Origin of the sequence: Martelella endophytica, from assembly GCF_000960975.1 — a bacterium.
GTDB lineage: Bacteria > Pseudomonadota > Alphaproteobacteria > Rhizobiales > Rhizobiaceae > Martelella > Martelella endophytica.
Genome location: NZ_CP010803.1, coordinates 2,880,285 through 2,895,012 on the forward strand (window position 1 = coordinate 2,880,285; position 14,728 = coordinate 2,895,012).

Here is a 14,728-nt window from a genome sequence, read left to right on the forward strand (position 1 = left end):
TTGCGAGGACTCGAAACCGCTATTTTGGCAAGCCGGAATTCAGCTTTTCAACATCCGGTCAATAATGTCGCGCAGGTTGCGGGAAAGCGTCTCGTGACCCGCTATGCGTTCGAGCTCGGTACGTGCTTTCGCCTGCCGCCCGACCTCAAGCGCCTCAAACGAGCGCATCACCGTCATCAGCCGCGCGGTCAGGGTCGGGTTGCGCTTGTCGGCGTCGAGGATGAAATCGGCGAAGAAGCGATAGCCGGCGCCATCCGGGCGGTTGAAGCCTGTCGGATTGGACGAGGCGAAGGCGCCGACCAGGGCGCGCACACGGTTCGGATTTAGGGCATCGAAGGCTTCGTCCTGCATCAGGCGCTTGACCCGTTCGAGCGCCTCTTCGCCCGGGATGGTCGCCTGGGCGCCGAACCACTTGTCGAGCACCAGCGGTTCGCCGGCGAAGCGGTGGCGGAAATCGTCGAGCACCGCCGCGGTTTCCTCCGCATCCGGGAACTGATGGGCGAGAATCCGGAGCGCTGCGATCATGTCCGTCATGTTGGTGGCGGCATCATAGGCGGCGCGGGCGGCACCCGGCTCGTCGGTGGCGCTGGCGAGATAGGCGAGGGCGGTGTTGCGCAGCGCCCGCCGTCCCGCACTGTCAGCATTTGGGCTGAATTCCGTATCGCCGGAAAGTGCGTCCACCAGTTGCCGGAACCGCTCGGCGCCTTCGCGGGCCAGTGAACCGAACACCGTCCGCCGCGCCGCGTGGATCGCATCGGGGTCGATGTCGCGACCAAGCTCCCGGCCGATATCGAGCTCGCTCGGCAGCGTCAGGGCAAGTGCCCGGAAAGCGGGCTCCAGCGTCTCGTCTCCGGCGGTCTCGATCAGCGCCTCGGCCAGCGCGGGATCGACGGAGATCGGAGTGCCCGCCCTGACGGCGGCCGTCGCCTCCACCAGCGCCTGCAGCGCCAGCCCGTTGATCGCGTCCCAGCGGGCGACGAGATCGGTTTCGAAACGTGCGATCGCCATCCGGTCGTCGCGGCTCTGCTCGAAGTTGACCTTCACCGGCGCGGAGAAATCGCGGTTGACGGAGATTGCCGGCCTGGCGCCAATGCCCTTGAAGACGAAGGTCTGTTCCGCTTCGGTCAGATGAAGCACGTCCTCGGTACGCTCGCCGCCCGAAACCGCACTCGGCTCCATGCCGTCGCCATTCGGGCCGATGAGGCCGACGCGCAGCGGAATGTGGAGCGGCTTCTTCTCCTTCTGGCCCGGTGTCGGCGGGGTCTTCTGCTGCAGCGTCAGCGACAGCGTCGACGCCGCCTCGTCATAGGCGCTTTGGACGGAGATTACCGGCGTTCCGGCCTGATGGTACCAGAGCGCGAAATGGCTGAGATCGCGGCCGGTCGCATCCTCGAAGCACTTCAGATAGTCCTCGATGGTCACCGCGCCGCCGTCGTGGCGCTCGAAGAACAGGTCGAGGCCCCTGCGGAAATTGTCAGTGCCGAGCAGCGTCGCGATCATCCGCGAGACTTCCGAGCCCTTCTCGTAGACCGTCGTGGTGTAGAAATTGTCGATCTCCAGATACTGGGTCGGCCTGACGGGGTGGGCGAGCGGGCCGCCGTCTTCCGGAAACTGGTTGGCGCGCAGGAACTTCACCTCGTCGACGCGCACAACGGGCCGCGTGCGCTGGTCGGCGGTGAACTCGTGTTCGCGATAGACGGTCAGCCCTTCCTTAAGGCTGAGCTGGAACCAGTCCCGGCAGGTGATGCGGTTGCCGGTCCAGTTGTGGAAGTATTCGTGCGCGACAACGGCCTCGATCCGCAGATAGTCGTCGTCGGTCGCGGTCTCGGGATCGGCCAGGATCAGGCGGTCGTTGAAGATGTTGAGACCCTTGTTCTCCATCGCCCCCATGTTGAAGTCCGACACCGCGACGATCATGAAGATGTCGAGGTCGTACTCTCGGCCGAAGCGTTCCTCGTCCCAGCGCATGGCGCGCTTCAGCGAATCCATCGCATAGTCGGCGCGGTCGGCCTTGCCGTGCTCGACATAGATCCGCAGCGTCACCGCGCGGCCCGACATGGTGGTGAACTGGTCCTCGATCATTGCAAGGTCGCCCGCGACAAGGGCGAAGAGATAGGAGGGCTTGGGGAAGGGGTCGTGCCACTTCGCCATGTGGCGGCCATCCTCGAGGTTGCGTTCCTCGATCAGGTTGCCATTCGAGAGCAGCAGCGGGCAGCTTTCCTTGTCGGCGATGATCGTCACGGTGTAGACGGCGAGAACATCCGGCCGGTCGTAGAAATAGGTGATCCGGCGAAAGCCCTCGGCCTCGCACTGAGTCGAGAACAGGCCGGAGGTCCGATAGAGACCGAGAAGCTGGGTATTGGCGGAGGGATTGATGCGGGTTTTCACCGTAAGCGTGAAACTTCCGCTTTCCGGCAGACCGTGGACAGTGAGCCCGTCCGCGGCAGCTTCATAGCGCTCCGGTGCCAGCGGCTTGCCGTCGAGCGCAAGTCCCGCAAGTTCCAGGCTGTCGCCATCAAGCGTGAGCGGGGCGTCGGCTGGGCTGCCGGGGCGGCGGGAAAGGCGGATTTCGCTGCCGACCGTCGTCATCTCGGCGCCCAGTTCGAAAATCAGGTCGACCGTCTCGATGATGAAGTCGGTCGGGCGGTAATCCTTCAGGTAGACGGTCTTGTCGGCACTCATGGTATTCCTCTTGTGTGTTCCGGCCCGCATCGGGGCGTCCGGCCGCGCATAACAAAGCGCCGAATGCGTGCGATTGCAAATTGTTGTCGCCAATATCCGGTTGTCTTTGCCATCTTTGTCAAAACTGGCGTAAGGATGAGGCAAAACAATGCCGGGCCGAGGCACGGCGAACCCCGAGAAGCACGTTTCTGATGCCCTTCGATCCGAACGCCGATCCCGTCCGCGGTATCGTTCTGAAGCTCCTGTCCATCATCGCGTTTCTGGGCATGCAGACCTGCATAAAGCTTGCCGGCGACGGGCTGGCACCGGGACAAGTCACGTTCTTCCGCTCGCTCTTTGCCGTGATACCGATTCTCGCCTATCTCGCCTGGCGCCACGAACTGGCGGGGGCCTATCGCACCGAAAGGCCGTTCGGCCATTTCCTGCGAAGCATTATCGGCATCACCTCCATGGGCATGGGGTTTTACGGGGTGATGCATCTGCCGCTGCCGGAGGTCATCGCGCTTGGCTACGCAACGCCGCTGCTGTCGGTCGCCTTCGCGGCCCTTCTGCTTGGCGAGGTCGTGCGTGCCTATCGCTGGACGGCCGTCGGCGTCGGCCTGTTCGGGGTGATGATCATTTCCTGGCCGAAACTGACGCTGTTCCGCCAGGGTGGGCTCGGATCGGAGGAGGCGCTTGCCGTGGCGCTTGTGCTGGTCGGCGCCATAATCGGCGCATTGGCGATGATCCAGGTGCGTCGCCTGCTGGTGACCGAGAGAGGGCCGACCATCGTTTTGTATTTTTCGGTCTATGCGGCGCTTCTTTCGCTACTAACCATCCCGTTCGGCTGGGGCAGCATGTCCTGGACGGCCATCTTGATGCTGATCGGTTCCGGGCTGTTCGGTGGCGCGGGCCAGATCATGATGACCGAGTCCTATCGCTTTGCCGATGCCTCGACGATCGCGCCCTTTGACTACACCTCGATCATCTTCGGCATCATCATCTCCTATTTCGTCTTTGCCGAAATACCGACCGGAAGCACGCTCTTCGGCTCCGTCTTCGTGGTGGGGGCCGGGATCTTCATCATCTTCCGCGAACACAGGCTCGGGCTGGAGCGACGCCGGCTGCGTCGCGTCTCGAATTCTTCAGGAAACTGATCCTATTCCGCAGCGGGGCGGTGCTCGCTCGGCGGATCGAGGCTTGCCGCGGCGTCTTCCTCGTAGTCGACGGCGATGCTGCCGGCGGGATCGGTGCCGCGCATCGGCAGGGCGATCGCATGGAAGTCTGCACGTTCTTCCGGCGATACGGTCGGATTGCCGCGCTTGATGCGCCATGCCGCGTAGCCGGCATAGATCAGGAAGCCGGCAGCGAGATAAAGGGTGAGGCCCCTTGGTCCGAAAACCTCCATGGCGCCGCCGCCGATGAGCGGCCCCGCGACGGTCCCGAGGCCGTAAAGCACCATCAGCGAGCTCGAAATCATCACATATTCGCTCGGATCGGCGCGGTCGTTGGCATGGGCGACATTGAGGGCATAGATCGGGTAGAGCATCGAGCCGACGATGAATGCCGTGCCATAGAGCAGGTAGGGCGTCGCGGCACTCATCAGCGACATGGCAAGGGCCGCGACGACGCCGATGGCGCCGCAGGCGACCATGACATAGCGGCGGTCGGTCCTGTCCGATATCCGGCCGATCGGGATCTGGCCCAGCGCGCCACCGGCAAGCACAGCGGCAAGCAGGGTGGCACCCTCGGCGGTCGAGAAGCCGCTCCCGGTGGTGTAGACGCCGCCGAGGCTCGCCCAGGTTCCGGAGAGAATGCCCGCCAGGATGGCGCCGACGAAGGCCACCGGCGAGCGGCTATAGAGCCGCCCGAGGCCGAGCTGGACCTGCGCGATCGGTGCCGGCGACTGCGCCGTCGACAAGGCTGTCGGCAGGATGGAGATTGCGAACACCATGCCGCAGATGATGAAAAGCGTCGTCGTGTTGGGGTCACCCAGCGGCACGAGATACTGGCCGCCAATGGCACCGGCGAGCGTGACGATCATGTAGATCGAGAACACCGAGCCGCGCGTGTCGTTGGTCACCCGCTCGTTCAGCCAGCTCTCGATGACGAGGTAACAGCCGGCGACGGCAAAGCCTGCAACCGCGCGAAAGGCGATCCAGGCCTGCCATTCGACGATCAGCGAGCTCGCAAGGATGGAGACGGTCAACAGCGTCAGCAGCGCGCCGAACACGCGAATATGGCCGACGCGGAGCACCAGCTTCGGGGTCAGCAGGCAGGAAAGCGTGAAGCCCACCGTATAGCCTGTCGCCGTCATCGAGATCAGGAACGGCGTCCAACCTTCGGCCACCGAGCGCACCGGTACGAGGTAGTTCATCAACCCGTAGCCGACCATCATCAGAAGGGTGGAAAGCATCAGGCTGGCAATGGAAACAAGGCTGACTAGCATCGGCGCGACTCATTCTGTGTGGCCGGGACTGTGCGCGGTGGCGCGGCGCTCGGGCGCCCGAATTTGCACGGCCGTATAAAGACTTCGTTGATGCCCTTCAAGCACGGATTTGTCACGGCAGGATAAATGTGCATTGTCAGCCAGGCAAATGACAGCGATAAAGGGACTCCCCAGTGCGCAAACCGAGCTTCGCCGACCATTTCTGACATGCCTATTCCGATCGAAGCCATCGCCTCGCATCCCCATTATCTGTTGCTATTATCCGAGTACGGCAAGAAACTTGCCGCGCTTTACGACGAAAATCAGCGTCTCGGCGCCAATCTCGGCTTCCAGCGGCGGTGGTTGATGAGCCAGGCGGCCCTTGCACTCGCCTGGGACGGGGAGAACCGGCTCACGGTCTCGAACCTTGTTGAGGCGCTCGTTCCCTTCAAGGTGGCGAGCCCCAACACCATTCGCGATTTCGTCGACGAATCTGTGAAGTATGGCTTCATCGAGCCCGACCCCGCGCGCGCCTCCATCCGTCCGCGCTACTGGCGGCCGACCGGCCCCGTCGTGGAGACGGTGGCGCAGTGGCTCTATGCCAATCTCGCCATGCTCGACGCCCTCGATGGCGGTGACCGCAGGCTGCGGTTTGCTGAAGATCCTGGCATCGTGACGCGCTTGCAGCCGCGTTTTGCCTGGAATTCGCTCCGCGACCCGCGTTGGCGGGAGCCACCGGCACGGATCGGCCTGTTGCAGCGCTCGATTTCCGGCGGCCTGGTGATGGACACGATCATCATCGATGTCGGTGATCAGCCGCGCGGCACGGAGCGCTTTATCATTCCGGCGATCGATGCCCGCGAAATGGCCGGCCGCATCCTGATTTCGCGAACCCATCTGCAACGTGTCCTGCGCAAGGTCATCAGCGCGGGTGGTCTCGGCTGGACTGGTCGAGCATTCGACAGTGACATGTGGGTCGATAGCGCTTTCATCGATGAATATTGTGGCTGGCAGGCCGTCAAGTCGCACTATATCGATGAAGCCTTCGAGTGGGCGACGCGTCCATAATTGAGCCACCGCTATTGCCGATCTTCTGGGCCGGGAAAAGGACGTGACAAAAAACAACTGGTTTCGCGCGTAGATTTGTATTCCTGTCGCTTAAGATGCAGTTTACCTTGCAGGGCTAGGATGGCAGCTCGACGATGCGGCGTTGGGGGCCTTCTGTCTTGCGAAGCCATCGACTGAACACACGGATGAGCATGATGAATTCTGAAGCGCCGCAAAACGCTGATCGACAACCCGTCGTTCAGACCATCAATCAGGCACCCGAGGCGGTGCTGCTGGTCGATCTTGACGGCGTGATCGAGGTTGCCAATGCGGCGGCCGAAACGCTTTTCGACACCGAAGGTAGCGAGCTTTCCGGCTATGCGCTGAATTCGTGGTTCGCCGGGGAAGATGCTGCGCATGTCACTGAGGCCGTTGCCAGGGTGGTTGCGGACGATCCCGGCAGTCGCCTCGAAGAGGTGACAGCCGACATGGCTGGAGCGCCGTATCGCCGCGTCCGTCTCTCGATCGCGCGGATGCGCCACCGCAACGGCCTCTGCGTCGTTCTCAACCGCGTCGCAGGCGCGGCGCCGGTGCGTGCGAAGATGCCGCGTGTGGCAGAACCGAACTTTGAACCTGAACCGCCCATGGCGGCCGCGACGAAGCCGCAACTTGCTCCGCAGTCGACGATTTTTGCGCATGAGCCGAAGCCAGCCGAAACGATGAAGCCTGCTGCTACGCCCCGCGCTGAGGCGGCGCCCGAAGCCGATCCAGCCCATCACGCGCAGCGCCATTTTGACGCCGTGCCTGTTTCGCGCCCTGAGGGCCCGGCCGCCGCACCGTTCACGCCGCCGGTCGCTCCCGGTCGACGCGATATCTATGCAGAATTTGAATCGGTCCGCGATCGCCGCGAGCGCGAGCATGAAATCCCCGAGATCTCGCCGGCGAAGTGCCTGCAGGAGGCCCTGCGCCAGAACCGCCCGCTGGCGGATTCTGAAAGTGTCACCTTGAGCGCGGCGGTCGATGATGGTGGTGTCCGCGTGCCGCTCGATGAGGAAGCGCTGATGACGCTCTTCCGCACGCTGGTCGAACGGCAGATCGTGGTGACGCCGCTTTATTGCGATGCCGGGATCAGGCTCGAACCGGCGGGCAGCGGCTTCGTCGCGCGCTTCAGCGATATTGGGCGCGGGCTTTCGGAGCAGGAACTCGACAAGCTCTTCCGCCAGCCCGATCTGGCGCTGGGCATTTCGCATACCGGGCTCGTCGAGGCGCGCACGGCCGCTGGCAGGCTCGGCCTCGGCTTTGATGTGGAAACCGCCATCGAAGGTGGCACTGCGGTCGTCCTGCGCTACGAGCGATAGGACCGCTCCGCCTTCCGACCCCTTAGAGGCCGTTTCAGCTGTTTTCTTGAGGCATTTCCACGGAGGCCATCAGGCGCTCCGGCGGGGGTGTTTTCAGAATCAAAAAGCCCCGCGAAGACGCGGGGCATTCCAGCTTCACTCATTCGGCCCTTGCAGGAAGGGTCGCTGATCTTGCGGCGCGCTCTTCAAGCGAGCCTGCAGGCGTATCAGACGCCCATCGCACGCAGTGCGGGGCGAAGCGCGCTCGCATCGTGGTGGCGACCGGAGCGGCAGAAGCCCTTGGCCATTGCCCGGTCGATGCCGCGCTGGCCATGATAGCCGTTGGTCGAGCGTCCGAGTTCCAGAGAAAGGCGTGCGTTCTGCATCAGTGAAGCGTCCATGTCTTCGTAAGGTTTCATTTGCCTTGGTTCCGTTATCCGTATCCTCCCAAGACATGTACCGTTATCCCTGATTGGGCGGTCGCGGGCAATGCGGTTTGACGAAACACAGCTATGCGCGGTGTGCATGCCAAAGGCGCAGGCGTTAACGATGCGTAAATATTTGGCAGTCAGCCGAGCGCCTTGCGAAAGGCGAGAAGGTCCTGCCAGGCCAGCTTCTTGTTTGCGGGAGCGGCGAGCAACTCCGATGGCGCGAAGGAGACGAGCGCCGTGACCTCGCTGCCGCCGATCTGCAGCGTCTGCCACTGGCCCCTGAGATCGAACACCGTCTTCTGACGGTCGATCAGCATGCGGCTGGCGAAATTGCCGAGCACCAGCAACAGCTTGGGTTCGGCAAGCGCGATCTGCCGCTCCAGGAACGGCAGGCAGATATCGGTTTCGGATGGCGTCGGGGCGCGGTCGCCGGGCGTGCGCCAGGGAATGGCCGTGGTCACGCCGACCGCATCGCGGGAGAGATCGATGGCAGAGAGCATCAGTTCGAAGAGCCGGCCCGCCTTGCCGGACATTGCTTCGCCGGCACGGTCGTCATCGCCGGTCGGAAAACCGCAGACAGCCATGATCCCGGTCTCGGGCAGGCCCTCGAGCGCGATGGTGGAACGGGCGTTGTGTCGGAGATTGCAGCCGCCGAAGCCTTCGAGCACGGTCCTGAGTTCCGGGAGCGAACGGGCGCTCTCCGCTGCAAAGCGGGCATCCGAGACCGCCTTGTCGTCGGGAACCGTTGTCTGCGCGCCCGGCGCAGTGACGATGGAGGCAGCCGGTTGCGGCCTCTCACGCGGCGGCGCCTGACGGCTGGGTGCGGCGCGTTCCTGGCGCGGCGGTGCTGCATCGGCCATCTCTGCGGCGGCCATCAGGTTTGCCGCCTCGTCCTCCATCAGGCATTCCACGCCGGCATCGGCGAAGAAGGCGAGGAGGGCTGCTGCTTCCCTTGCTGTCAGATGGTCTGCGCTCATCATGTGCTGTTCTACCATGCCGGAGCCGCCGGGCGAAAGCCCGGCCTCACACCGTGCGCGTCGCTCCGCCGTCGCAACGGATCATGCCGCCGGTGACATAGCTTGCCTGCTTCGAGCACAGGAAGGCTGCGACGCTTGCAAATTCCTCGACGCGGCCAAGGCGACCTGCCGGGATCGAGGCGAGCGAAGCCTTGCGGACCTCCTCCAGGCTCTTGCCGGAACGCGTCGCATTGGCGTCGTCGAGTTCATCGATGCGGTCGGTGTGGATGCGTCCGGGCAGCAGCATGTTGGCGGTGATGCCGGAGGCGGCCACCTCGGTCGAAAGCGTCTTGTTCCAGCCGACGAGGGCCGAGCGCAACGTGTTGGAGAGCGCGAGGTTGGGGATCGGCTCAACGACGCCGCCGGAGGCGACGGTGAGGATGCGGCCCCAGCCCTTCTCCTTCATCTTCGGCACGACCCTGTTGGTCAGCGTGATCACCGGCAGCACCATGGAATTGAAGAAGGCGGTGAGTTTTTCCGGCGACATTTCGGCGACGCCGCCCGGCGTCGGGCCGCCGCAATTGTTGACCAGGATGTCGATGCCGCCGAGCTTTTCCTCGGCCGCGGCCAGAAGCGTTTCGACGAAATTGCCGTCGGAAAGGTCGGCGACCACGAAATCGGCCTTGCCTGGCGTGGTCTCGTTGATCGCCTTGCAATTGGCCTGCAGCCGGTCGGGCGTGCGCCCGCAAAGCAGAACATGTGCGCCTTCCTTGGCCAGCGCCTCGGCGATACCGGCGCCAAGCCCGCGCGAGGAGGCCAGCACGACGGCCTTCTTTCCGGAAATACCGAAATCCATGGGTTCACTCCTGTTTTCGCAATTCGCACCGCCGGGGAAGGAGAGGGGCGGTTGTTCCCGCTGAACATAGACGCCCGCGGTGTCGTTATTCAATCATTATCGGACGCCTGAGCGGAGGCGCGTCAGTTCGCCTTGTGGAAACTTGCTGCGAAAGACGCTAGAAAGGTCAACCAAATCGGGGGGCTTCCCCGGTCATCAGGAAAGGGACGTCATGGCCGAGCCGGAACGCGAAAGCATGGAATTCGATGTGGTGATTGTCGGGGCCGGCCCTGCGGGGCTCTCTGCCGCCATCCGCCTCAAGCAGCTCAATCCGGAGCTTTCGGTCGTGGTGCTCGAGAAGGGCGCCGAAGTGGGGGCTCACATCCTCTCCGGCGCGGTTGTCGATCCCGTCGGCATCGACAGGCTCTTGCCGGACTGGCAGGCCGATGACAGCCATCCGTTCAAGACGCCGGTGACAAAGGACCGCTTCCTGCTGCTCGGGCCGGCCGGTTCGCTTCCGCTGCCCAATGTCTTCATGCCGCCGCTGATGAACAATCACGGCGCCTATATCGTCTCGCTTGGCAATGTCTGTCGCTGGCTCGCCGGCAAGGCCGAAGAGCTCGGTGTCGAGATCTATCCGGGTTTTGCCGCAGCCGAGGTGCTCTATGACGATGCTGGCGCCGTCATCGGCGTCGCGACCGGCGACATGGGGGTCGAGCGCGATGGCACCCATGGTCCGAACTATACGCCCGGCATGGCGCTTCTCGGCAAGTATGTGCTGATCGGCGAGGGCGTCCGCGGATCGCTGGCCAAGCAACTGATCGCGAAGTTCTCCCTCGACGAAGGGCGCGAGCCGCAGAAATACGGCATCGGCCTCAAGGAGCTGTGGCAGGTGAAGCCGGAGCATCACAAGCCCGGTCTCGTCCAGCATTCCTTCGGTTGGCCGCTCGACAGCAAGACCGGTGGCGGTTCGTTCCTCTATCACCTCGAGGACAATCAGGTGGCGGTCGGTTTCGTCGTCCACCTGAACTACAAGAACCCCTATCTGTTTCCCTTCGAGGAATTCCAGCGGTTCAAGACGCACCCCGCGATTGCGCCAGTGTTCGAGGGTGCCAAGCGGCTTTCCTACGGTGCCCGCGCCATTTCCGAAGGCGGCTACCAGTCCGTGCCGAAGCTCGCCTTTCCGGGCGGCGCACTGATCGGATGTTCGGCCGGCTTCGTCAACGTGCCGCGCATCAAGGGTTCGCACAATGCCGTGCTCTCCGGCATGCTGGCGGCCGAACGCGTCGCCGAGGCCATCGCCGCCGGCCGGGCCAATGACGAGATTGCCGAAATCGAGACCGACTGGCGCGACAGCGCCATTGGTCAGGACCTGAGGAAGGTCCGCAACGTCAAGCCGCTCTGGTCGAAGCTCGGCACCTATGCCGGCATCGCCCTTGGCGGCCTCGATATGTGGACGAACACGCTGTTCGGCTTCTCGGTGTTCGGCACGCTTGGCCACGGCAAGACCGATGCGGAGGCACTTGAGCCTGCGGCCAAGCACAAGCCGATCGAATATCCGAAGCCAGACGGTGTGCTCACCTTCGACCGGCTCTCCTCGGTGTTCCTGTCCAACACCAATCACGAGGAAGACCAGCCGGTGCACCTCAAGGTGAAGGACATGGCGCTGCAGAAGACGTCCGAACTCGGCGTCTATGCCGGCCCCTCGGCACGCTACTGTCCCGCCGGCGTCTATGAATGGGTCGAGGAGGATGGCGAGAGGAAGTACGTCATCAACGCCCAGAACTGCGTGCACTGCAAGACCTGCGACATCAAGGATCCGAACCAGAACATCAACTGGGTGCCGCCGCAAGGCGGCGAAGGTCCGGTCTATCCGAACATGTGATCGCAGCTCGGTGCCGGTGGCGCGGGAACGCACCGCCGCCTCTGCGCGTTATCGAACGGGTATCATGACGATACCCGTTATTTTGAAATCGCGCCCGCATCGCCGGGCGCAGCGGCAGAGGGCCAGACATGCATCTCAAGGGCATTTTCAATCGCGACGGCGGGACGTTCAAGACCACCGATATGGATGCCTTTCATGAAATGGCCACTAGGATATTCACCGATGCCGGCCATCATTTCGACTGCGATATCGTCTCCGGCAACGAAGTCGAGGATGCCATTCGCTCGACGGCCGATGCCCGCAGCTTCGACGGCATGATCGTCGGCGGCGGCGATGGCACGGTCTCGCTGGCAACCGGCGTGCTCTACGGCCATGACAAGCTTCTGGGCGTCGTGCCGGCCGGAACGATGAACCTCTTTGCCCGCAGCATTGGCCTGCCGCTCGATATCGAGGATGCGCTTTCCGTTCTTGCCAATGGCAAGCCCGCCAAGGTCGATGTTGCCACGATGAACGGCCGGACGTTCATTCACCAGTTCTCCGCCGGCCTGCATGCGACCATGATCAGGAACCGCGAAGGCATCGAATATTCCTCGCGGTTCGGCAAGATTTCGGCGAGCACGCGCGCCTGGATTGATTCTCTGATGTCGGTGCCGGAAATGCATGTCCGGTACGAAAGTCCGGAGAGGAGCGGGGAGGGCGTATTTTCCCTTGTCGGCGTTTCCAACAACCGCATTCACAGCAATGCCCTTCCGTTCACCGACCGGCCGCAGGGCGGCGTGCTTGCGGTCTACCTGGTGAAGGCGGTTGAGCTCGATACGGTGGCTGGTCTGGTGATGGACTTTTTCGCGGGCCACCTCGAGAACAATGAGAACGTCATCATGTTCGAGACAGACCGCATCGACATCGAATTTCTCGAGGGCACCATCGACCAGTCGATCGACGGCGATCCGCTGGACGAAGTCCGCTCCGTCAGCCTCGAGCAGCATCCGCGCGCCATCAATGTGATCGTGCCGGCGGATAGTGAATTGTCCTGACGGGTTTTACCCCCGGCGCCTGGTTCCTCGGGTCAAGCCCGAGGATGGCGCCCGTAAGAGGGTGAGCCGGTAACGGCCGGTCTACCAAAACGAAAGGCGACGTCACGGGACGTCGCCTTTGTGGTTTTGGCCTTGAACGGTGCGGGCGATGCTCGAGCGGTCAGTGCAGGATCTGGCTGAGGAACAGCTTGGTGCGCTCATGCTGCGGGTTGTCGAAGAACTCGGCCGGCGAATTCTGTTCGACGATCTGGCCCTGGTCCATGAAGATCACGCGGTTGGCGACCTGGCGGGCGAAGCCCATTTCGTGGGTCACGCACAGCATGGTCATGCCTTCCTCGGCGAGCCCCACCATGGTGTCGAGCACTTCCTTGATCATTTCCGGGTCGAGAGCCGAGGTCGGCTCGTCGAACAACATGATCTTCGGGTTCATGCACAGCGAGCGGGCGATCGCCACGCGCTGCTGCTGGCCGCCGGACAGCTGGCCGGGATACTTGTCCGCCTGCTCGGGGATCTTCACCCGCGTCAGGTAGTGCATCGCGATTTCCTCTGCCTGCTTCTTCGGCATCTTGCGCACCCAGATCGGGGCGAGCGTGCAGTTTTCCAGGATCGTCAGATGCGGGAACAGGTTGAAGTGCTGGAACACCATGCCCACCTCGCGGCGGATCTCGTCGATCTTCTTCAGATCGTCGGTCAGCTCGATATTGTCGACGACGATGTTGCCCTTCTGGTGTTCCTCCAGCCGGTTGATGCAGCGGATCATCGTCGACTTGCCGGAGCCGGAAGGCCCGGCGATGACGATGCGTTCGCCCTTCATCACTTTCAGGTTGATGTCGCGCAGGACGTGGAAATCACCATACCACTTGTTGACGTGGACAAGCTCGACAGCGACCTCGGTGTCCGAGACGGTCATATGGGAAGTGTCAACGGTGTGTGCCGTGTCGACCATGGTTGGAACCCCTGTTCTAGTGTCTGTGTCCGGTGTCGAGATGGCGTTCCATGAAGCTGGAATAACGTGACATACCGAAGCAGAAAATGAAGAAGACGAAACCGGCGAAGATAAGGCCGGTGATCGGCGTGACCGGAGAAGCCCAGCTCGAATCGGTGAAGTTGAACTTGATGATGCCCAGCAGGTCGAACATGCCGATGATCGAGACCAGCGAGGTGTCCTTGAAGATCGAGATGAACTGGTTGACGATCGCCGGGATGACCAGCTTGATCGCCTGCGGCAGGATGATGAGCCGCATGGTCTGCCAGTAGCCGAGACCGAGCGAAGCTGCGCCCTCGAACTGTCCCTTCGGCATCGCCTGCAGGCCGCCGCGGATCGTTTCCGCCATATAGGCGGAGATGAACAGCGACACGCCGACGATGGCACGCAGGAACTTGTTGATCGTCATGCCTTCCGGCAGGAACAGCGGCAGCATAACGCTTGCCATGAACAGGATGGTGATCAGCGGCACGCCGCGGACCACCTCGATGAACATGATCGAAAGCGTCCGGATCACCGGCATTTTCGAGCGTCGCCCAAGCGCCAGGATGATGCCGAGCGGCAGCGATACGGCGATTGCGAAATAGGAGAGGATGAGGGTGACCATCAGCCCGCCCCAGTCCGAGGTATCCACGATCCGAAGGCCGAAACCGCCGTAAAGCAGGAAGAAGGAGACGATCGGCAGGGCGATGAACAGCGCAAATGCGTTCCAGCCCTTGTGCGGCGCCTTTGGCATCAGCATCGGGATCAGCAGCAGCGTGAAGACGATGGCGACGAGAATCGGCCGCCAGAGTTCGGAATCCGGATAGCGGCCGAAGAGGATCTGGTCGAACTTTGCGCCGATGAAAGCCCAGCAGGCACCACTCCAGCCATCCGGCCGGATGCCGCCCTGGGCAAGGGTAGCGCAGGCGGTACGGTCCGTGCCCGTCCATGCCGCGTCGAGGAACAGCCAATTCACCATCGGCGGTACGGCCCAGATCAGGAAGATGATGGCGAGGATGGTGAGGAAGGCATCCTTCGGCGTTGCGAAAAGATTTCCCCTCAGCCAGTGGACGAAGTTGCCTTCTTTTTCCGGAGCAGGCTGCTGCGCCTGCATTTCCTTGCGCACATAGGCGATGTCATGGGCCAT

Annotated in this window: 12 protein-coding genes; 5 read left to right on the plus strand and 7 right to left on the minus strand. The window is 62.8% G+C overall.

What is annotated here, in order from left to right:
- Positions 1–39: 39 nt before the first annotated feature.
- Positions 40–2,682 (minus strand): aminopeptidase N, encoded by a 2,643-nt coding sequence (gene pepN / locus TM49_RS13070; RefSeq protein WP_045685216.1) that lies wholly within the window; start codon positions 2,680–2,682, stop codon positions 40–42.
- A 191-nt stretch (positions 2,683–2,873) separates the two neighbouring features.
- Between pepN and TM49_RS13075 the strand changes: the two genes are divergently transcribed.
- Positions 2,874–3,818, plus strand: a complete 945-nt coding sequence (locus tag TM49_RS13075; RefSeq protein ID WP_045681841.1) for a DMT family transporter — start codon at positions 2,874–2,876, stop codon at positions 3,816–3,818.
- A 2-nt stretch (positions 3,819–3,820) separates the two neighbouring features.
- Here TM49_RS13075 and TM49_RS13080 read toward each other — a convergent pair whose 3' ends face one another.
- Positions 3,821–5,110 carry an MFS transporter gene (locus TM49_RS13080; protein WP_045681842.1) on the minus strand — a complete coding sequence of 430 codons (1,290 nt, stop codon included), beginning with the start codon at positions 5,108–5,110 and terminating at the stop codon, positions 3,821–3,823.
- Between the two features lie 207 nt (positions 5,111–5,317).
- On the opposite strand from TM49_RS13080, the gene TM49_RS13085 reads away from it, so the two are divergent.
- Together TM49_RS13085 and TM49_RS13090 are read left to right on the plus strand one after the other, a co-directional pair.
- Entirely contained in the window at positions 5,318–6,157 is an 840-nt protein-coding gene (locus TM49_RS13085; RefSeq protein WP_052699837.1) for a hypothetical protein, read from the plus strand.
- Positions 6,158–6,351: 194 nt separating this feature from the next.
- Positions 6,352–7,494, plus strand: coding sequence for a PAS domain-containing protein (locus tag TM49_RS13090; protein WP_158498633.1), 1,143 nt, complete (start codon positions 6,352–6,354; stop codon positions 7,492–7,494).
- Between the two features lie 206 nt (positions 7,495–7,700).
- Here TM49_RS13090 and TM49_RS13095 read toward each other — a convergent pair whose 3' ends face one another.
- The 3 genes from TM49_RS13095 to TM49_RS13105 form a co-directional block, all read right to left on the minus strand.
- On the minus strand, positions 7,701–7,892 hold the full coding sequence (locus TM49_RS13095; protein ID WP_045681844.1) for a hypothetical protein: 192 nt from the start codon (positions 7,890–7,892) through the stop codon (positions 7,701–7,703).
- Between the two features lie 149 nt (positions 7,893–8,041).
- Complete coding sequence (locus tag TM49_RS13100; protein ID WP_045681846.1) at positions 8,042–8,884, minus strand: uracil-DNA glycosylase; 843 nt, start codon at positions 8,882–8,884, stop codon at positions 8,042–8,044.
- 43 nt (positions 8,885–8,927) lie between these two features.
- Positions 8,928–9,716 (minus strand): SDR family oxidoreductase, encoded by a 789-nt coding sequence (locus TM49_RS13105; protein WP_045681848.1) that lies wholly within the window; start codon positions 9,714–9,716, stop codon positions 8,928–8,930.
- A 211-nt stretch (positions 9,717–9,927) separates the two neighbouring features.
- On the opposite strand from TM49_RS13105, the gene TM49_RS13110 reads away from it, so the two are divergent.
- Positions 9,928–11,580, plus strand: coding sequence for an electron transfer flavoprotein-ubiquinone oxidoreductase (locus TM49_RS13110; protein ID WP_045681849.1), 1,653 nt, complete (start codon positions 9,928–9,930; stop codon positions 11,578–11,580).
- A gap of 128 nt (positions 11,581–11,708) precedes the next feature.
- On the plus strand, positions 11,709–12,614 hold the full coding sequence (locus TM49_RS13115; RefSeq protein ID WP_045681851.1) for a diacylglycerol/lipid kinase family protein: 906 nt from the start codon (positions 11,709–11,711) through the stop codon (positions 12,612–12,614).
- Between the two features lie 160 nt (positions 12,615–12,774).
- Here TM49_RS13115 and TM49_RS13120 read toward each other — a convergent pair whose 3' ends face one another.
- A complete protein-coding gene (locus TM49_RS13120) occupies positions 12,775–13,560 on the minus strand; it encodes an amino acid ABC transporter ATP-binding protein (protein WP_045681852.1) in 786 nt (261 codons plus the stop codon).
- A 16-nt stretch (positions 13,561–13,576) separates the two neighbouring features.
- On the minus strand, positions 13,577–14,728 hold the full coding sequence (locus TM49_RS13125) for an amino acid ABC transporter permease (protein WP_045681854.1): 1,152 nt from the start codon (positions 14,726–14,728) through the stop codon (positions 13,577–13,579).